18 protein-coding genes are annotated in these 16,838 nt (G+C 70.4%); 9 read left to right on the top strand and 9 right to left on the bottom strand.

The features are described 5' to 3' along the window. Positions 1-20: 20 nt before the first annotated feature. From ACIBKX_RS04400 to ACIBKX_RS04390, 3 genes are all read left to right on the top strand, one after another. Positions 21-2,108, top strand: coding sequence for an MMPL family transporter (locus ACIBKX_RS04400; RefSeq protein ID WP_363273418.1), 2,088 nt, complete (start codon positions 21-23; stop codon positions 2,106-2,108). Between the two features lie 79 nt (positions 2,109-2,187). Then, the gene (locus ACIBKX_RS04395) at positions 2,188-3,411 is read left to right on the top strand and encodes a sensor histidine kinase (protein ID WP_399375632.1); all 1,224 of its coding nucleotides are present in this window, start codon (positions 2,188-2,190) and stop codon (positions 3,409-3,411) included. Continuing rightward, positions 3,408-4,094, top strand: coding sequence for a response regulator transcription factor (locus ACIBKX_RS04390; RefSeq protein ID WP_363273421.1), 687 nt, complete (start codon positions 3,408-3,410; stop codon positions 4,092-4,094). Before ACIBKX_RS04395 ends, ACIBKX_RS04390 begins: the two co-directional genes overlap by 4 nt. Before the next feature lie 62 nt (positions 4,095-4,156). Here the strand turns inward: ACIBKX_RS04390 and ACIBKX_RS04385 are convergent, their stop codons facing one another. The 5 genes from ACIBKX_RS04385 to ACIBKX_RS04365 are packed head-to-tail and all read right to left on the bottom strand — an operon-like array spanning position 4,157 to position 10,826. Further along, positions 4,157-5,092: a dihydrodipicolinate synthase family protein gene (locus ACIBKX_RS04385; RefSeq protein ID WP_363273422.1), complete on the bottom strand. Its 936-nt coding sequence runs from the start codon at positions 5,090-5,092 to the stop codon at positions 4,157-4,159. Then, the gene (locus ACIBKX_RS04380) at positions 5,089-6,159 is read right to left on the bottom strand and encodes an ABC transporter ATP-binding protein (RefSeq protein ID WP_363273423.1); all 1,071 of its coding nucleotides are present in this window, start codon (positions 6,157-6,159) and stop codon (positions 5,089-5,091) included. The genes ACIBKX_RS04385 and ACIBKX_RS04380 overlap by 4 nt, the downstream gene beginning before the upstream one ends. Beyond that, entirely contained in the window at positions 6,159-8,150 is a 1,992-nt protein-coding gene (locus ACIBKX_RS04375; protein ID WP_363273424.1) for a dipeptide/oligopeptide/nickel ABC transporter permease/ATP-binding protein, read from the bottom strand. The genes ACIBKX_RS04380 and ACIBKX_RS04375 overlap by 1 nt, the downstream gene beginning before the upstream one ends. Beyond that, on the bottom strand, positions 8,150-9,109 hold the full coding sequence (locus ACIBKX_RS04370) for an ABC transporter permease (protein ID WP_363273425.1): 960 nt from the start codon (positions 9,107-9,109) through the stop codon (positions 8,150-8,152). The genes ACIBKX_RS04375 and ACIBKX_RS04370 overlap by 1 nt, the downstream gene beginning before the upstream one ends. 58 nt (positions 9,110-9,167) lie before the next feature. Next, complete coding sequence (locus tag ACIBKX_RS04365; protein ID WP_363273427.1) at positions 9,168-10,826, bottom strand: ABC transporter substrate-binding protein; 1,659 nt, start codon at positions 10,824-10,826, stop codon at positions 9,168-9,170. 160 nt (positions 10,827-10,986) lie between these two features. Between ACIBKX_RS04365 and ACIBKX_RS04360 the strand changes: the two genes are divergently transcribed. Further along, complete coding sequence (locus tag ACIBKX_RS04360) at positions 10,987-11,715, top strand: FadR/GntR family transcriptional regulator (RefSeq protein ID WP_363273453.1); 729 nt, start codon at positions 10,987-10,989, stop codon at positions 11,713-11,715. Positions 11,716-11,726: 11 nt separating this feature from the next. Here ACIBKX_RS04360 and ACIBKX_RS04355 read toward each other — a convergent pair whose 3' ends face one another. After that, positions 11,727-12,221, bottom strand: a complete 495-nt coding sequence (locus tag ACIBKX_RS04355) for a GNAT family N-acetyltransferase (RefSeq protein WP_363273428.1) — start codon at positions 12,219-12,221, stop codon at positions 11,727-11,729. 8 nt (positions 12,222-12,229) lie between these two features. Next, entirely contained in the window at positions 12,230-13,024 is a 795-nt protein-coding gene (locus tag ACIBKX_RS04350; protein WP_363273429.1) for a helix-turn-helix transcriptional regulator, read from the bottom strand. A gap of 55 nt (positions 13,025-13,079) precedes the next feature. Here ACIBKX_RS04350 and ACIBKX_RS04345 point away from each other — a divergent pair, with 55 nt between their 5' ends. Beyond that, positions 13,080-13,655 carry a class I SAM-dependent methyltransferase gene (locus ACIBKX_RS04345; RefSeq protein ID WP_363273430.1) on the top strand — a complete coding sequence of 192 codons (576 nt, stop codon included), beginning with the start codon at positions 13,080-13,082 and terminating at the stop codon, positions 13,653-13,655. A 16-nt stretch (positions 13,656-13,671) separates the two neighbouring features. Continuing rightward, positions 13,672-14,307 carry a DUF1266 domain-containing protein gene (locus tag ACIBKX_RS04340; protein WP_363273432.1) on the top strand — a complete coding sequence of 212 codons (636 nt, stop codon included), beginning with the start codon at positions 13,672-13,674 and terminating at the stop codon, positions 14,305-14,307. Here ACIBKX_RS04340 and ACIBKX_RS04335 read toward each other — a convergent pair. Together ACIBKX_RS04335 and ACIBKX_RS04330 are read right to left on the bottom strand one after the other, a co-directional pair. Then, positions 14,304-14,579, bottom strand: a complete 276-nt coding sequence (locus ACIBKX_RS04335; RefSeq protein WP_363273433.1) for a DUF397 domain-containing protein — start codon at positions 14,577-14,579, stop codon at positions 14,304-14,306. The genes ACIBKX_RS04340 and ACIBKX_RS04335 overlap by 4 nt on opposite strands. Continuing rightward, positions 14,561-15,403, bottom strand: a complete 843-nt coding sequence (locus ACIBKX_RS04330; protein ID WP_363273434.1) for a helix-turn-helix transcriptional regulator — start codon at positions 15,401-15,403, stop codon at positions 14,561-14,563. The genes ACIBKX_RS04335 and ACIBKX_RS04330 overlap by 19 nt, the downstream gene beginning before the upstream one ends. 118 nt (positions 15,404-15,521) lie before the next feature. Here ACIBKX_RS04330 and ACIBKX_RS04325 point away from each other — a divergent pair, with 118 nt between their 5' ends. The 3 genes from ACIBKX_RS04325 to recO all read left to right on the top strand — a co-directional run bounded on the left by ACIBKX_RS04325 (position 15,522) and on the right by recO (position 16,811). After that, positions 15,522-15,743, top strand: coding sequence for a hypothetical protein (locus ACIBKX_RS04325; protein ID WP_363273435.1), 222 nt, complete (start codon positions 15,522-15,524; stop codon positions 15,741-15,743). Next, the gene (locus ACIBKX_RS04320; protein WP_363273436.1) at positions 15,740-15,958 is read left to right on the top strand and encodes a hypothetical protein; all 219 of its coding nucleotides are present in this window, start codon (positions 15,740-15,742) and stop codon (positions 15,956-15,958) included. The genes ACIBKX_RS04325 and ACIBKX_RS04320 overlap by 4 nt, the downstream gene beginning before the upstream one ends. A gap of 103 nt (positions 15,959-16,061) precedes the next feature. After that, positions 16,062-16,811: a DNA repair protein RecO gene (recO, locus tag ACIBKX_RS04315; protein ID WP_363273437.1), complete on the top strand. Its 750-nt coding sequence runs from the start codon at positions 16,062-16,064 to the stop codon at positions 16,809-16,811. The last annotated feature ends 27 nt before the right edge of the window (positions 16,812-16,838 follow it).

Raw genomic sequence — 16,838 nt, 5'->3', positions numbered from 1 at the left:
CTGCCGGAAGGAGGCCCGTCATGCGGGCCGAACAGACCACCGCACGACGGCGACGAGCCGTGCCCTGGGTGTTCCTGGGGCTGTGGATCGCCGTTCTCGCCATCGCCGGGCCCTTCGCGTCGAAGCTCGCGGACGTCCAGCAGGACCGCGTCACCGACTACCTCCCCGCGAGCGCCGACTCGACCCAAGTCGCCGAACTGGAAGCCCAGTTGCCCGGCGGCCAGGCCACCGAGCTGGTGCTCGTCTACCACCGCGACGGCGGCCTCACCGCCGCCGACCGCAAGACGGCGGCGGCCCAGGTCGCGGACGTCGACCGGGCCCACGAGCTGACCGCGGAGCCGCGCGCCGTACCGTCGAAGGACGGCACCACGCTGATGTACCCGGTGGCCAGCACCGAGCCCGGCCAGGACGAGGACGCCAGGGACGCGCTCGTCGACGACGTACGTGAAAAGGCGCACGGCGTGGGCGGGTTGAGCGTCGACGTGGGCGGCGACGGGGCACTCAACACGGACGCCGGGAAGGTCTACAACTCCCTGGGCGGCCCGCTGCTCTACACCACGGCGGGCGTGGTGGCCCTGCTCCTCATCCTGATCTACCGCAGCCCGTTCCTGTGGCTGGTTCCGCTCGCCGTCGCGGGCATCGCGGACTACCTCGCGATGGCCGTCGCGTACGGACTCAACCAAGGCTTCGACACCTCCGTCAGCGGCCAGAGCTCGGGCGTGATGACGATCCTCGTGTTCGGCGCGGGCACGGACTACGCACTGCTGCTCGTCTCCCGCTACCGGGAGGAACTGCGGCGCATCGAGCGCCCCTACGACGCGATGATCGCCGCCCTGCGCGGCTGCGGGCCCGCGGTGCTCGCCTCGTCGGGGACGGTCGCGGCAGGGCTGCTGTGCCTGCTCGCGGCGGACCTCAACAGCAGCCGGGGCATGGGCCCGTTGGGGACGGTGGGCGTGCTCTGCGCCCTCGCCTCGATGCTGACGCTGCTCCCCGCGATCCTGGTCCTGCTCGGCCGGCGGGTGTTCTGGCCGCTGATACCCGCGTTCGGCAGTGCGCCCAAGCAGCGGCGGAGTCTCTTCTCCATGATGGGCAGCTCGGCCGGGCGCAGGCCGCTGACGGTCCTCGCGGGCGGTGCCGTGCTGCTCGGTGCGCTGGCGCTCGGGGCGCTGAACCTGCCGGGGGCGCTGAAGCAGGAGGACTCCTTCACCAAGACGCCCGACTCGGTCACCGCGATGGAGACGCTGGCGAAGGCGTACCCCGAGCAGGGCAGCCAGCCCATCGTCGTGATGACGCCGTCCGAAGGGGCGGGGGACGCGCTGGCCGACGTCCGGGACACGCGAGGTGTGGCGAGCGCCTCGACGGGACGCACCGCGAAGGGCTGGACGGAGATCTCCGTGATCGCCTCGTCCGCGCCGCAGTCGGCGGGGGAGACCGCGACGATCGAGTCCCTGCGGGACTCGCTTCCCGACGCGTACGTCGGCGGGCCGAGCGCCCAGCAGCTGGACCTGAAGGACACCAACTCCCGTGACCGGACCATCATCGTGCCGCTGGTCCTCGGGGCGGTGCTGCTGATCCTGGTGGCGCTGCTGCGGAGTCTTGTCGCGCCGTTGCTGCTGCTGGCGGCCGTGGTGGCGGTGTGGGGGGCCTCGCTGGGCATCGCGGGCCTGGTCTTCGAACCGCTCCTTGGCCTTGAGGGCACGGATCCGGGGCTCGGGCTGCTGTCGTTCGTCTTCCTGGTGGCCCTGGGCGTCGACTACGGCATCTTCCTGATGCACCGGATGCGGGAGGAGTCCCTGGCGGGGGCGGAGCCGGGCGCGGCGGCGCTGACCGCCCTGCGGACGACGGGTGGGGTGATCGCCTCCGCGGGACTTGTCCTCGCGGCGACGTTCGCCGTCCTGACGAGCATGCCGCTGGTGCAGTTGGTGGAGCTGGGCTTCGTGATCGCGGTGGGGGTCCTGCTGGACACGTTCCTGGTGCGGACGTACCTGGTGACGAGCGCGAGTGTCGCCCTCGGGCGGAAGGTCTGGTGGCCGGGGAAGCTGTCACGTCCCGCGCCGGCCGCGAGTCCGCTGCCGCAGGCCGAGCCGCGGGAAGTCTCCGTCCGATGACCCCGGACCACTGACCGTGGACCGTCCTTGGGGCGCCCCTCCCTCCCGGAGGGGCGCCCTCGTACAGGAAGATGAAGGCATGGGGGACCTACCGCAGGTTCGGGAGAGCTTGTCGGCGCGACGTGTCCTGGCCTTCGCGGGGGCCGTACCGGGCACCCGGCGTGCGCTGCGCGACGACGCGTTGTTCGCGGGGGCGCTCGCGGTGCTCGCCGTGGCGCTCGCGGTCCTCGTCGAGGACGGGCACCGGCCGGATGCGGTGGGGTGGGCGCTGCTGCTCGGCGCGCATGTGCCGCTCGCCTGGCGGCGGAGCCGGCCGCTGCTGGTGCTGGTGGCCGTGGTGGCCTGCATCTTTCCGTACCACGCCTTCGACTACACGCATCTGGCCGCCGTCCCGGTCGGCATGATCACCCTCTACACCGTCGCGGTGACCGGCCGCCCGCGTCGCGCCCTGCTCACCGGCGTCTGCGTCGTCGGGATGACACTGGGCGTCAACGCGGGCTTCTCGCCGCACCAGTTGGCCGAGGTGGTCAGGATCTCCGGCTGGCTCGTCGCGGTGCTGCTCCTCGGGGTGTACGTGCGGATCCACCGTCAGTACGTCACCTCCGTACTGGAACGTGCCGAGCGCGCCGAGCGTACGCGGGAGGAGGAGGCGCGGCGGCGCGTCGCCGAGGAGCGGCTGCGGGTCGCCCGTGACCTGCACGATCTGCTCGCCCACAGCATCACGCTGGTCGGCGTGCAGACCTCCGTCGCGGCGCACGTGCTCGCCGCCGATCCGGACCGCCTCGACCGGGCGGCGGTTGCCGGGGCGCTCGACGACATCGCCGACACCTGCCGCTCGGCGCGGGGTGAACTCCGGGCCACACTGGAGGTGTTGAGGTCAAGCGTCGAGGAGCAGCGGGGCCCGCTGCCGGGTCTGGACGGGCTGCCGGACCTCGCGGAGGCGGCGCGGACCTCCGGCGCTGAGGTCGACCTCGCCGTGCGGGAGGCGGCCGACGCGCCGCCGGCCGTCGGCGCCGCCGCGTACCGCATCGTCCAGGAGGCCCTCACCAACGCCGTCCGGCACGGCGGGCCCGGACTCACCATCCGGGTGGGGATACGCACGGAGGACGCCGCCCTCAAGGTGACGGTCACGGACGACGGGCGCGGCGTCCACGACCCGGACCACACCCCCGGTTTCGGCCTCGTCGGCATGCGGGAGCGGGCCCGCAGCGTCGGCGGCACCCTGGAGGCGGGGCCGCGGGACGAGGGCGGTTTCATGGTGTCCGCCGTACTGCCGCTGGTGCCTGTGGGAGGCCTTCGATGACGATCCGCGCGATCCGTGTGCTCCTTGCCGACGACCAGACGCTGGTACGCGCGGCGTTCGCGATGCTCGTCGAGTCGGCGCCGGACATGGAGGTGGTGGGGCAGGCGGGGACGGGGCGTGCGGCGGTGGACCTCGCCCGTTCCGAACGGGCCGATCTCATCGTGATGGACATCCGCATGCCGGATCTCGACGGCATCGAGGCGACGCGGCTGCTGGCGCGGGACGAGGATCTGGCGGGGGTGAAGGTGCTGATGCTGACGACGTACGACACCGATGAGCACGTCGTCGACGCGTTGCGGGCGGGGGCGTCGGGCTTCCTCGTCAAGGACACGAAGCCGGCGGAGCTGTTGGACGCGATACGGACGGTGGCGGCGGGGGAGTCGCTGCTGTCGCCGGGGCCGACGGCGCGGTTGATCGCGCGGGTGCTGCGGATGCCGGACGGGGCGGTGTCGACCGGGGCCGAGGGCCCCGAGGGTCTCTCCGACCGTGAGCGCCAGGTCCTGGCGTTGGTGGGCCGCGGCCTCAACAACACAGAGGTGGCCGAGGCGTTGGGCCTGAGCCCCCTGACGGCAAAGACTCACGTCAGCCGCATCATGGGAAAACTGGGGGCACGGGACCGGGCGCAACTGGTGATAGCGGCGTACGAGTCGGGGTTGGTGCGGCCGGGCGGGGGCGAGGGGTAGGTTCCGGCCCCCCCCCGGAGGGGGCGAGGGACAAGTCCCAGACCCCCGACCGTGGCCGCCGGCTACAGCAGCCCCGCCCCCGCCAAATGCTTCCCCACCCGTTCGACCTCCCCGGAGGACAGCGGGATCTGCGGCTCCGCCGTAGCCGCGCACGCGATCACGCCCCGTAGGTGCAGCGCCGCCTTGAAGGCGCCCAGGGCCGAGGAGGAGCCGCCCATACGAGCGGGGTCGCCGACGCCCACCATGCCGAAGAGGCCGCACAGGCGCTCCTGTTCGGCGCGGGCGCGGGTCCAGTCGGCGGAGCGGCAGTAGCGGTAGAGGCGGACATAGCCCTCGGGGTCCACGTTGCCGAGGCCCGGCACCACGCCGTCCGCCCCCATCGCCAGCGCCGCGTCCACCGTCGTCTCCGACCCCGTCAGCACGCTGAAGTCCGTCACGTCGGTGCGGGCCCGCGCCCCCAGGATCACCTCCCTGAAGCCCCCCTCGTCCCCGCTGGAGTCCTTCACCCCGGCCAGCACGCCCTCCGCCGCCAGCTCGAGCACCAGCTCCGCGGAGAGTTTGGAGTGGACGGCGACAGGGAGGTCGTACGCGAAGACAGGGACCGTCGCCCGCGCCGCGATCAGCCGGAAGTGGCGGGCGATCTCCGCCGGGTGGGTGCGGGTGTAGAAGGGGGCCGTCACCACCACCGCGTCCGCCCCGGCATCGCTCACCGCGCGGACGTGGTCAAGGACGCGCGGCGTCGCCGTGTCGATCACCCCGGCCAGGACGGGGAGTTGGCCGCCGACGTGGCCCGTCACCGTGTCGACCACCTTGCGGCGCTGGTGGTTCGTCAGATATGCCACCTCCGACGTCGAGCCGAGCACGAAGAGACCGTCGACGCCCCCGCCGACCAGATGGTCCACCAGCCGTACCAGGGAAGCCGTGTCCACCTCGCGGTCCGGTGTCAGCGGGGTGCAGACGGGCGGGATGACACCGGTCAGGGGGGTGGACATGGTCATGGAATCTCCCTGGGGCTCGAACTCGAGGTCGTGTCCGTGGCGGCGGACCGGACGACCAGCTCATGTGTGGACTGGCCGTCCCGTACAGGGTGGTGACAGCGGAAGCGGTGCCCGGAGCCCTCCGTCGAGGCGAACTCCGGCATGGCGGACGCGCACACCTCGTCCGCCTTCCAGCATCGCGTACGGAAGGGGCAGCCGCTCGGCGGCCGGGTGGCCGAAGGGACCGGGCCGACGAGCGGGATCGGGTCGATGGGGTCGAGCAGGCCGGGGGTCGCGGAGAAGAGCGCCCGCGTGTACGGGTGCCGGGCGCGGTCCAGGATCTCCTCGGCCGGGGACTCCTCCACGATCCGGCCCAGATACATGGTGATCACCCGGTCGCTCATCCGGCGCACCGTCTGGATGTCGTGCGAGACGAACACCAGGGCCAGGCCCAGGCGTTCCTTCAGGTCCAGGAGGAGGTTCAGGATCTGGGCGCGGACCGACACGTCCAGCGCGCTGGTCGGCTCGTCCGCCACCACCAGTTCCGGTTCGAGCGCCAACGCCCGCGCGATCGCGACCCGTTGGCGCTGCCCGCCCGAGAGCTGACCCGGCAGCCCGTCGGCCAGCACACGGGGAAGGCCGACCAGGGACATCAACTCCCGCACGCGTTCCTCGCGTTGGGATGAAGTGCCCTGCCTGTGTACGTCCAGCGGGTCCCGCAGGATCTGCCGCACCGTCAGCCTGCGGTTCAGCGCCGTCGACGGGTCCTGGAAGATCATCCCGGTGTTCCGGCCGATCGCCGCACGCCGCTCCGCCGGCTTCATCGTCCACAGGTCACGGCCCCGGAACGACACCGTCCCGGCGGTCGGCCGCTGCACGCCCACAAGCACCTTCGCCAGGGTCGACTTGCCGCACCCCGACTCGCCCACCACGCCCACGGTCTCGCCGGGGGCGATGGTCAGGTCGGCGCCGGTCAGGGCGTACACCCGATCGCGCGACAGCAGCCCGCCCGAGCGCGCCCGGTGCACGACGTGCGCATCCGAGAGACGGATCAAGCCGTCAGCGGATCGGGTCGTGGAATCAGCCATCACTTCAGCGCCTCGCTTCCCCTGGGCTCCGGCAGTCGCGGCGGCTGCACCGCCGGATGGTGACAGGCGATGGAATGCCGTGCCCCGCCCACGAGTTCGGGCGCCGTCGTGCGGCACACCTCGCTCGCGAGCGGGCACCGGTCGGCGAACCGGCACCCGGCGGGGAAATCGGCGGGCGACGGCACGACGCCCTTGATCTGGGTGAGGCGCTCGGCCGCCGACTCCAGGGAGAGCACCGAGCCGAGCAGCCCGCGCGTGTAGTGGTGGGACGGGGATTCGACCAGGTCCGCCGTCACGCCCGTCTCGACGATCTGTCCGCCGTACATCACGACCACCCGGTCGGTGACGTCGGCGACCAGCGCCAGGTCGTGCGAGACGAGGATCAGGGCGAACCCCAGCTCCTCGCGCAGCCGCAGCAGGAGCTGGATCACCTGGGCCTGTACCGTCACGTCGAGCGCCGTCGTCGGCTCGTCCGCCACGATCAGCTTCGGGTCGCGGGAGAGCGCCATCGCGATCAGTACGCGCTGGCGCTGGCCGCCCGACAGCTCGTGCGGGTAGCTGCGCAGGGTGCGCTCCGGGTCCAGGCCCACCAGTTCGAGGAGTTCCACCGCCGTGCGGCGGCCACCCCTGCGTACGACTTGCTTGAGCTGCGCCCGGACCGTCATCGCCGGGTTCAGGGACGACAGGGCGTCCTGGTAGATCATCGCCATGTCGTGGCCGAGCAGCCGCCTGCGCGAGCGCATCGGCATGCCGATCAACTGCTCGCCGTCGAAGGTGACATGGCCGCCGATACGGGCGCCCTTCGGCTCCAGACCCATCACCGCGAGCGCGGTCAGCGACTTCCCGCAGCCTGACTCGCCGACCAGGCCGAGGACTTCACCCGGCCGCACGTGGAAGCTGATGCCGTCGACGATGTCGACCCCGCCGTGCCGGGCGTCGAAGCCGATCGTCAGGTCCGAGACGGTGAGGACCGGTGTCCCTTCCGGCAGCGGGCGGGCGCGGGAGCGCAGCCGCTGGGCCGCCTCGGTCAGGCCCGGCAGCTCCAGGACCCTTCCGCTGCCCGGCTCGGGGGCCTCCAGGCGGTCCTCCTTGCGGGCCCCGCCCGGCACCTCGCGGGTCGCGGGCGCCGCCCAGGCGTCGGAGACACCCTCGGAGAGGACGTTCAGGGCGAGGACCGTGATCAGCATCAGCAGGCCCGGGAAGACCGTCGCCCACCAGCCGCCGAGCAGCACCATGTTCTTGCCGTCGGCGATGACGCTGCCCCAGGACGGGTCCGGCGGCCGTACGCCCGCGCCGATGAAGGACAGCGACGCCTCGAAGACGATCGCCTCGGCGACCTGCACCGTGCAGAACACCAGGATGGGCGCCGCGCAGTTGATCGCGACGTGCTTGATCAGGATGTGCGGGGTGCGGGCGCCGACGATGCGTTCGGCGACGACATAGTCCTCGCCGTACTGATCGAGGACGTTCGCCCGTACGACCCGTGCGATCGGCGGCGTGAACAGGAACGCGATGGCGCAGATCAGGACGAGGATGCCGCCGCCGAACACGGCCACCAGGACCGCCGCCAGCGCGATCCCCGGGAACGCCATCACGACGTCCAGGCACCGCATCAGCGTCTCGTCGACCGCCTTGCGCGAGGTCGCCGCGATCGCCCCGAGCACCGCGCCGACGATCAGCGCGAGCAGCGTCGCGCCGAGCCCGATCGCCAGCGACCAGCGCGCCCCGTACATCAGCCGGCTGAGGATGTCCCGGCCCAGGCTGTCCTGCCCCATCCAGTGCTCGCCCGAGGGGTGCCCGGTGCCGTCGGCCTGCGGCTGCTGGTCGAGCGGGTCGTGCGGGGCGATCAGCGGCGCGAAGAGCGCGACGAGGACGACGACGCCGATCACGCCCACCGCGACCCGGGAGAGGACCGGCAGCCTGCGCAGGGAGCGGATCCGGATGCCGGGCCGGGAGAGCCGCTCGGCCATGGCCCTGCGTGACGTGATCATCAGACGGTCCCCCTCAGGCGCGGATTGACGAGCAGATGGAGGATGTCGAGGACCAGGTTCACGACGACGAAGCCGACGGCGGTCGTGATGACGACGCCCTGCACGACGGCCGGGTCGCCGTTCTTCACCGCGTCGATCATCAGCTTCCCCATGCCGGGCAGCGAGAAGATCGTCTCGATGACGACCGCGCCGCCGAGCAGATAGCCGACGCGCAGGCCGAGCACGGTCAGCGGATTGATCAGCGCGTTGCGCAGGACGTTGCGGCCGACGACCACCACCGGCGGCAGACCGCTGCCGATCGCCGTCCGTACGTAGTCCTTGTCGAGTTCCTCGACGACGGCCGTACGGATGATGCGGGTGAGCCCGGCGGCCACGGGGAGCGAGAGCGCGAAGGCGGGCAGGGTCATTGATTTCAGCCAACCGCTGAAGGAATCGGCGGGGTTGACGTATCCGCCGGTCGGGAACCAGCCCAGGTCCACCGCCAGGTACTGGATCATCAGCAGCGCGAGCCAGAAGCCGGGCGCCGCCACACCGGTCAGCGACACGACGCGGATCAGCTGGTCCGGCAGCCGGTCGCGGTAGATCGCGGCGGTCACGCCGAGCAGCAGCGAGATGACGACGGCGATCCCCAGGCCCAGGAAGGTCAGCTGGACGGTGAGCGGCAGGGCGGTGGTGACCTGCTCCACCACCGGTGAGCGGGTGAGCACGCTGATGCCCATGTCGCCCTGGAGCAGATCGCCCACGAACGCGACATAGCGCACCGGCAGCGGATCGAGCAGCCCGTTCTCCTCGCGGAACTGGTGCAGCTGCTCCTGGGTGGGGTTGGCGCCCTGGAAGAACGCCGAGGCCGGATCGATGTCCGAGAACCGCATCACGAGGAAGACGAACAGGACGATGCCGAGCAGCAGCGGGACGAGCAGGAGGATGCGGCGGGCCAGGATTCTTAACGTCGCGGTCACGTTCGTACGACTCCCAACGGTCTGGCCGGAAGGGCTGGTTGGCTGACCGGGCAGATGCCTACTCGGCCCACTTGGCCTGGAGGAGGTTGATCCCCGGATACGGCTGGGCCTTGATGCCGGTGAGCTTCTTCGGGTCCCAGGCGGTCATCAGCTCGTTGTGGACGACCGGGTAGATCACCGCCTGTTCGGCGACGGTGTCGATGTAGTCCTGGACCATCGTCTTCTTCTTGCCCGTGTCGGGTTCGCGGGTCGCCTGGTCCATGTCCTTGAAGAGCTTCTTGGCGATGGGGTCGTCCGCCCAGCGGGCATACCCCATCCACAGGTTCTCGGGCCCGTAGTTGTAGTGCATGATCAGGTCGGCGTCGATCCCGAACTGGTTGGGGTTCGAGGCGGCGGCGACGATCTGGTAGTCCTTCTTCTGGTCCATCTTGGTGAAGACGGCGGTGGTCTCCTGCGGGTCGAGCGTCGTCTTGACGCCGATCGCGTCCCACGAGGCCTTGATGGTCGGCAGGCAGTCGACGATCCAACTGACGTTCACCGCCATGAGGTTGATCTCAAGGTCCTTGACGCCCGCCTCCGCGAGCAGCTTCTTCGCCTTCTTCGGGTCGTACGCGTAGACCGTCTTGGCGGGCCGGTAGGTGGGGTTGGACTCGTTGAGGAACGACGTCGAGGCCTTTCCGTGCCCCTTGAGGGCGACCTCGATCATCTTCTCGGTGTCGATGGCGTAGTGCAGGGCCTGCCGCACGCGGACGTCGTCGAAGGGCTTGTGCGCGGTGTTGAACATCAGGAACAGGTTGTTCATGCCCGCCCCGCCCTCGACGGTCAGCCCGCCCTTCTTGAGCTGCTCGATGTTGGCGTACGGGATGTTGTCCGAGATCTCCGCGTCCGCGCTGCCGCCGGAGATCTTCGCGACGCGGGGCGCGGCGTCCACGATGGTCAGCCAGTTCATCTTCTTGAAGGCGGCCTTGCGGGGCCCGTTGTAGTCGTCGTAGGCCTCGAAGGTGGTGTTGGACTTCGGGTGGTGCGAGGCCTGCTTGTAGGGGCCCGAGCCGATCGCCTTGCCCTTGGTCGCCTCGTCCCAGGCGCCGGGCTTGGAGAAGACGTGCTTCGGCATGATCTTGGCGAGCGAAAGCCGGGCGATCCCGTCAGGGAAGGGGAACTTGAGGGTCATCTCGACGCTGGTCGCGTCGACCTTCTTGACCTCCTTGAGCCAGCTCTCGAAGAAGCCCTTGGCGAGCGTCTGGGTCTTCGGGTCGAGGATCCGCTCGAACACGAACACGACGTCGTCGGCGGTGACGGGCTTCCCGTCGTGCCATTTGGCGCCGGGCCGCAGCGTGAACTTCCAGGTGGTCGCCTTGGGGTCGGCGGGGATCTCGGTGGCGAGCGCGGCGTAGGGCTCGCGGCTGATGGGGTCGGTGTTGAGCAGGCCTTCATAGATGTGTTCGTTGCCGGCCATCGCGAACGCGGACGCGGTCTGCGTCGGGTCCCAACTGCCGTCGTTGCCATACCCGATGACGGCGGTCAGCGTGGAATCGCCGCCCTTGCCGCCGCCCCCTCCGGCCTCATTGGTCGACTCGGGCCCCGACGAACAGGCGGAGAGCGTGGTGGTGATGGCGGCGGCCGCGCCGAGGGCACCGGTGTACTTGAGGAAGGAGCGGCGGTCGGGTGCGGAGCCGGTGGAGCCGATCCTCGCGAGGCTGGTCTTCAAGTCGCTCACTGTGTCTCCCTTGAGAGATCCCACGTCCTACGTCGTAGTGGCGTGGCGACCATAAGAGCGCTGCGGGGGCCGGTCAAGAGATCGCGCACGGATCCGAATCCGGCCCCCTCCCAACGATGTTGGTCCGGAGGTGGGACGTGGGATGTCATCCGTGCCTACGATGTGCCGCATGCCTCAGGAGCCAGTCCGTGAACGGCGCGTGGGCAGCCAAGTCCAGCGCTCAGTCATGCAGTTGATCCTCGACCGGAGACTTCGGCCGGGCGCCCTGCTGCCCACCGAAGCCGAGCTGATGGAAGCGCTCGGCGTCAGCAGGAACTCGGTGCGGGAGGCGCTGAAGGCACTCCAGGCCCTGGACATAGTGGAGATCAGACACGGCTACGGCACCTATGTCGGCCAGGCGTCCCTGACCCCCCTCGCGGACGGGCTGACCTTCCGTACGCTGGTCCAACTCGCCGACGACAGCCACGCGCTGGCGGAGATCCTGCAACTCCGCGAGGTCCTGGAGGAGGGACTCATCCGCCGCGTCGCGGTGCTCCTCACGGACCAGGAACTGTGCCGACTGGAGGCGCTGGTCGGGCAGATGGAGGCGGCGGCGGGGGAGGGGGCGGCGTTTCCCGAGCTCGACCGCGAGTTCCACGAGACCTTGTACCGCTCACTGGGCAACGAACTGGTGCCACAGCTCCTGAGCGCGTTCTGGAACGTCTTCCACCGGGTGGCGGGCGTCCGCGGCTGGTCGAGCGACCCGGCCCCGGACGTGACGGTGAGCCGGCACCGCGCCATCGTGACAGCACTGCGGGCACGCGACGTGGCCGGCGCGCAGCGGGCGATGGCGGACCACTTCCGGGGGATCGAGGCGCGGTCGGGGCAGGAGACGCGGGGGGTGGGCTGAGGCCGTGCCCGTCAGGGGGCGGTACGCAGTCGGCGTACGTAGCGGACTCCCGCCCTGCCGTCGAGCTCCAGCTCGCCGTCCCGCTCGAAGCCCGTGCGGGAGAGGACCGCCTGCGAGCCGGGGTTGTCCAGCGTCGTCTCCGCCCGCAGCGTCCGCAGGCCGTACGCGTCGGCCGCCAGCTGGCACATCTGGCGTACGGCACGGGTGGCGAGGCCGCGGCCCGCGGCGCTCTGAGCGATGCGGTAGCCAAGATCCGCCTCGCCGTCCGGCGTCACGTCGACCAGATTGACCCGGCCGAGGATCTCGCCGCCGTCGCCCACCAGCACATGGAAGTGGCAGACCCCGGTGGCCTGTTCGGCGAGGAGGGCGGCGTGGCGGCCGTCGAATTCACTGAAGTACGCGTCGCCCCGGTCCGGGACCGACCGGGCGAAGTACGCCCGGTTCTCCCGCTCGAAGGCGAGCAGGGCGGGGGCGTGGTCGGGGCGCAGGCGCTGGAGTTCGGGCATGGCCCACGCTAACCCCGCGCTCCCCGCTGCCGCACCGGGAAATACTGGCGCGGCGTGAGCCCCACGATCCGGTGGAACGCCGCCACGAACGAACTGGCCGACGCGTAGCCGACCCGCGCCGCCACCGCCTCGATCGTCATGCCGTCCGCGAGGAGCGGCATCGCGGCCTGCATGCGCAGCTGTTCGCGCCACTGCCCGAACGCGAGGCCCGTCTCTGCGGAGAAGAGCCGGGCGAGCGTGCGGGCGCTCGCGCCGACGGTGCGGCCCCATTCGGCCAGGGGACGGCCGTCGGAGGGGTCGGCGGCGAGAGCCTGCGCCACCTCCCTCGCCCGCGGGTCCCTCGGCTCGGTGACGGAGATGCTGGTGACGGGGACGGGGTGGAGCACGTCGAGCAGGACCCGTTCCGCCCGTGACCGCTCGCCCACGTCCAGATCGGTGCGGAGCAGGTGGTCGATCAGGGCCTGGAGCAGTGGGCCGGCCGTCAGGACCGTGGGCCGCGTCCAGGCGGCCACCGTCTCGGGGCAGTGCTCCGGCTCGATGTACGGGCAGCGCATCACCGTGTCGCCGGCCGCCTCCGTCGCGTGCGGGAGCCCTGCCGGGATCCACAGCGCCAGCGTCGGCGGCAGCAGCCAGGCGCCGGTGTCGGTCCTGATCCGCAGCAACCCCTGTGCGGACCAGGCCAGTTGATGCCACGGGTGGTAGTGCGTGGGGAACTTCAAGCCGCGCGGCATCGTGAAGTCCCCGACGAAGAGCGCGGTCGGAAGGGGAGCGGCGGCCGGGCGGTCGTGTCCGGTCTGCGACATGGGACGGCAGCCTAGCCCGTGGCGGACAGCGCGGGGCCGGCGCAAGCATCGTCGTATGCCGATGAACCGAGTACACCGCAAGCTGTGCAGCTCCGAGAAGTGGGCGCAGGCCGTGAAGGACCGGCTCCTGCCCTGGGCCCTCGACGACGTCGAACTGGGCGAGGACGTTCTTGAGATCGGCTCCGGATACGGCGCCAATCTCCGCGTACTCGTCGACCAGGTGCCCAGCCTCACCGCCGTGGAGATCGACGGCGACACGGCGGGGCTGCTGCGGCGGCAGTGGGGCGAGCGGGCCCGCATCCTGCACGCGGACGGCGCGGACCTGCCGCTGGAGGACGGCACGTTCGACTCCGTGGTCTGCTTCACGATGCTGCACCACGTGCCGACCGACGCCCAGCAGGACGGCATCTTCGCCGAGGCGTTCCGCGTGCTGCGGCCCGGCGGCGTCTTCGCGGGCAGCGACAGCCTGCCCAGCCTGCGCTTCAGGCTGCTGCACCTCCTGGACACGATGAACACCGTGGACCCGCAGACGCTACCGGCCCGCCTGGAGGCCGCCGGTTTCGTCGACCCCGTGGTCGACCTCCACGCGGAGGTCAGGGGCCTGCGCTTCCGGGCGTACAAACTGCCCTGACGTAGGGTGCGGGCGCATGGCGATATGGAAGAAGTGGAGCAAGCCGAAGGTCGAGTCCAAGTACCCGGCGGTCCTCACCATGCACCAGCTGTGGATGGTGTCGCTGGCCGCGCCGGTCAGCCGGGACAAGGACGCCTCGCGTACGACGCTGTACCCGTTCACCCGCGTCGACGACGGCAAGGCCAGGGCCTGGCTGGCCGAGCAGTGGGAGATCACGACGCCCGAGCAGCTGCTCGGCCGCCTGGGCGGCCTGGCCCGCACCGGCTACCGGACGATGGTCCAGCGGCGCCTGGGCGTGGCCCCGCTGGCATGGGACGTGGCCCTGTACGTCGACATCTCACGGCGTGGCTTCGCCTGCGGAATGCTGACGGAGGCGGACGCGTGGAACCTGCTCAAGAACATCGTCCCGGCGGTGGCGGGAACGTACGCGTCATGGCAGGAGTACGCGGACCACTACCTGCTGGGCCGGCAGGTCTGGCGGGACAACCTGGCGGCCCGCGTCGACGGCGAGGGCCTGCCGGCGCCGCAGGCGGTGTCGGACACGCACCTGCGGTCGCTCCTGGACCCGGCGAACCGCACAAGCCCCTGGAACCTGGCCCCCTGGGAAACAATCAGCAACCCGGACCGGCCGCGCGGCGCTCTCCGGGGCTAGGCGCGCCGCACCCCCGCCACAAACGCGGACCAGGCCTCCGGGCGGATGAGGAGGGCGGGGCCTTGGGGGTTCTTGCTGTCGCGGACGGGGATGATGCCGGGGATACCGTCGGCCACTTCGAGACAGCTGCCGCCTTCGCCGTTGCTGTACGTGCTCTTGCGCCAGCGGGCGGCGCCTGGGAAGGCATGGGCGATCTCGACGCAGTTGCCGCCTTCGCCGTTGCTGTAGCTGCTTTTGCGCCAGCGGGCGTTGCTCAGGTCGTACTCGTGCATCGTCTGTAGTCCTCAGCCGCCGATTCGACCAGGGCGAGGGACGCCTCCGGCGACAGTGCGGCGCCCCTGAGCAGATCGTATGCGCGCTGTGCGCGCATCACCACTGCCGGTTCGTCGACGAGGGTTCCCGAAAACGAGGTCTCTGTATAGGCGGTTGGCGGGGCGTCCTCGAAGTCCATGAGGGTCAGCATCCCGCCCATCGTGGCATGCGCCCCCGCGTCGTACGGAAGCACCATCACCAACGCCTGCCGCTCCCGCATCAGCCGCGCCACGTAGTCCAGTTGCTGCGCCATGGCGGCCGGACCGCCGACCGGGATGTACAGCGCGTTCTCGTGCAGCACAACCCAATACTCGGGCCTTGTAGCGTCCCTGAGGATGCCGGCCCGCTCCAGCCGGGCGGTGACGATGTCGTCCACGTACTCATCCATGACGAACGGGTTGGCCGCGATGGTCACCGCCCGTGCGTACGCGGCGGTCTGCAGCAGGCCGGGGATCAGCGTCGGCGCGAACTCGCAGATACGCGTGGCCAACGCCTCAAGCTCCACGACCGCCGCGAAATAATCCGCGTACCGCCTGTCATCGATCAGCTTGCGGCACATCCGCTCGAAAAAGCCATCGGATTGCAGGACCCCGTCGATCCTCTCCGCAACGTCCAACTGCGGCTTACGAATTGCCTGTTCGAATTGGCCGATGTATCCGCCGGAAACAAAAACAGCCGTCCCCAGCGCCGACTGCGTAAGTCCCGCGTCCTCCCGCCGCCGCTTCAACTCGGCCCCGAAGAACTCCCAAGCCGCCTGCCGCGACCCGTGGGAACCATTGGCCATGGCCAACCCCCAGTCCCTGCCCCGTAGTTGTAGGAGACAGACTCCTGCCGATTGTAGGTGGATTCAGTCACCGTAGGGATGCGAAGAGTGAGATCCGACGGTAAAGGGGAACCACCCGATGGCTGAGAACAAGGCACACGCCCAGGTATGTGTCGAAGAGGCGGAGGAGACCATGAAGGAATTGCGCGCCGCACTCGCGCGAGCGGGAATTACTTTGCCGTCACTGCGGATCGACCCGACATCCTTGGCCCGTGAAGCCCCCTGCCCGCTCATCGAATTGGGGGGAGTCCGCGTCGACACGGCGGCGCGCCTCACCGCCGCGCTGGGGGTGGCGCCATGAACGCGCTGCCGATCGGTGCGTACGCAGTGGACACCCGCACCGGAGAGGTGGGCAGAGTCATGGGCCACGAAGGCCCCTACGTCCAGCTGCGCCCCTTCGGCGGCGGAAGGGAGTGGGACTGCACGCCGGACGCGCTCCGGTCGGCCACCACCTCGGAGAGGCTCAGCGCCGCCACCGCGTATGCGAATGCCCGGAGCCGGGGCGAAGTCCCTTGAGGCTCAGCCGGCGATCGGATCCGGTTCGGGGCATATGTGGTGAACCGGACCCTGGAAAGTGGCCCCGGGCCGCCGCACCCGTGACGTACGCGAGAATGAACCCATGAGTCTGTTCCGTGATGACGGCATCGTGCTGCGCACCCAGAAGCTGGGTGAGGCCGATCGCATCATCACGCTCCTCACCCGCGGGCACGGGCGGGTGCGTGCCGTGGCCCGCGGGGTGCGGCGGACCAAGTCCAAGTTCGGGGCGCGGCTTGAGCCGTTTTCGCACGTCGACGTGCAGTTCTTCGCGCGCGGGAGCGAACTGATCGGGCGCGGGCTGCCGTTGTGCACGCAGAGTGAGACCATCGCTCCGTACGGTGGCGGGATCGTGACCGACTACGCGCGGTACACCGCCGGGACCGCCATGCTGGAGACCGCCGAGCGGTTCACGGATCATGAGGGTGAGCCCGCCGTGCAGCAGTATCTGCTGCTCGTGGGCGGGCTGCGGACCCTCGCCCGCGGTGAGCACGAGCCGCATCTCATCCTCGACGCCTTCCTGCTGCGGTCCCTCGCCGTGAACGGCTACGCGCCCAGCTTCACGGACTGTGCGAAATGCGGCATGCCGGGACCCAACCGCTTCTTCTCGGTCGCCGCCGGCGGCTCGATTTGCGTCGACTGCCGGGTGCCCGGCAGCGTCGTACCGTCGGCGGAGGCGCTCACGCTGCTCGGCGCGCTGCTCACCGGCGACTGGGAGACGGCGGACGCGTGCGAGGCGCGGCACGCCAGGGAGGGCAGCGGACTCGTTTCCGCCTACCTGCACTGGCACTTGGAGCGCGGACTGCGTTCACTGCGGTACGTAGAGAAGAACTGAAGCTAGCTAGGAGAGACCCCCATGGCA

Origin of the sequence: Streptomyces sp. NPDC050658, assembly GCF_044457025.1 — a bacterium.
Classification (GTDB): Bacteria; Actinomycetota; Actinomycetes; order Streptomycetales; family Streptomycetaceae; genus Streptomyces.
The sequence above is the reverse complement of the archived record's forward strand: the minus strand, read 5'-3'. Positions and strand labels throughout refer to the sequence as shown.

Coding starts and splice junctions, on each gene's coding strand:
- ACIBKX_RS04320 (WP_363273436.1), top strand. CDS start 15,740: ATGAACGCGCTGCCGATCGGTGCGTACGCAGTGGACACCCGCACCGGA.
- ACIBKX_RS04330 (WP_363273434.1), bottom strand. CDS start 15,403: ATGGCCAATGGTTCCCACGGGTCGCGGCAGGCGGCTTGGGAGTTCTTC.
- ACIBKX_RS04400 (WP_363273418.1), top strand. CDS start 21: ATGCGGGCCGAACAGACCACCGCACGACGGCGACGAGCCGTGCCCTGG.
- ACIBKX_RS04350 (WP_363273429.1), bottom strand. CDS start 13,024: ATGTCGCAGACCGGACACGACCGCCCGGCCGCCGCTCCCCTTCCGACC.
- ACIBKX_RS04380 (WP_363273423.1), bottom strand. CDS start 6,159: ATGGCTGATTCCACGACCCGATCCGCTGACGGCTTGATCCGTCTCTCG.
- ACIBKX_RS04345 (WP_363273430.1), top strand. CDS start 13,080: ATGCCGATGAACCGAGTACACCGCAAGCTGTGCAGCTCCGAGAAGTGG.
- ACIBKX_RS04375 (WP_363273424.1), bottom strand. CDS start 8,150: ATGATCACGTCACGCAGGGCCATGGCCGAGCGGCTCTCCCGGCCCGGC.
- ACIBKX_RS04360 (WP_363273453.1), top strand. CDS start 10,987: ATGTGCCGCATGCCTCAGGAGCCAGTCCGTGAACGGCGCGTGGGCAGC.
- ACIBKX_RS04385 (WP_363273422.1), bottom strand. CDS start 5,092: ATGACCATGTCCACCCCCCTGACCGGTGTCATCCCGCCCGTCTGCACC.
- ACIBKX_RS04325 (WP_363273435.1), top strand. CDS start 15,522: ATGGCTGAGAACAAGGCACACGCCCAGGTATGTGTCGAAGAGGCGGAG.
- ACIBKX_RS04335 (WP_363273433.1), bottom strand. CDS start 14,579: ATGCACGAGTACGACCTGAGCAACGCCCGCTGGCGCAAAAGCAGCTAC.
- ACIBKX_RS04355 (WP_363273428.1), bottom strand. CDS start 12,221: ATGCCCGAACTCCAGCGCCTGCGCCCCGACCACGCCCCCGCCCTGCTC.
- recO (WP_363273437.1), top strand. CDS start 16,062: ATGAGTCTGTTCCGTGATGACGGCATCGTGCTGCGCACCCAGAAGCTG.
- ACIBKX_RS04340 (WP_363273432.1), top strand. CDS start 13,672: ATGGCGATATGGAAGAAGTGGAGCAAGCCGAAGGTCGAGTCCAAGTAC.
- ACIBKX_RS04390 (WP_363273421.1), top strand. CDS start 3,408: ATGACGATCCGCGCGATCCGTGTGCTCCTTGCCGACGACCAGACGCTG.
- ACIBKX_RS04395 (WP_399375632.1), top strand. CDS start 2,188: ATGGGGGACCTACCGCAGGTTCGGGAGAGCTTGTCGGCGCGACGTGTC.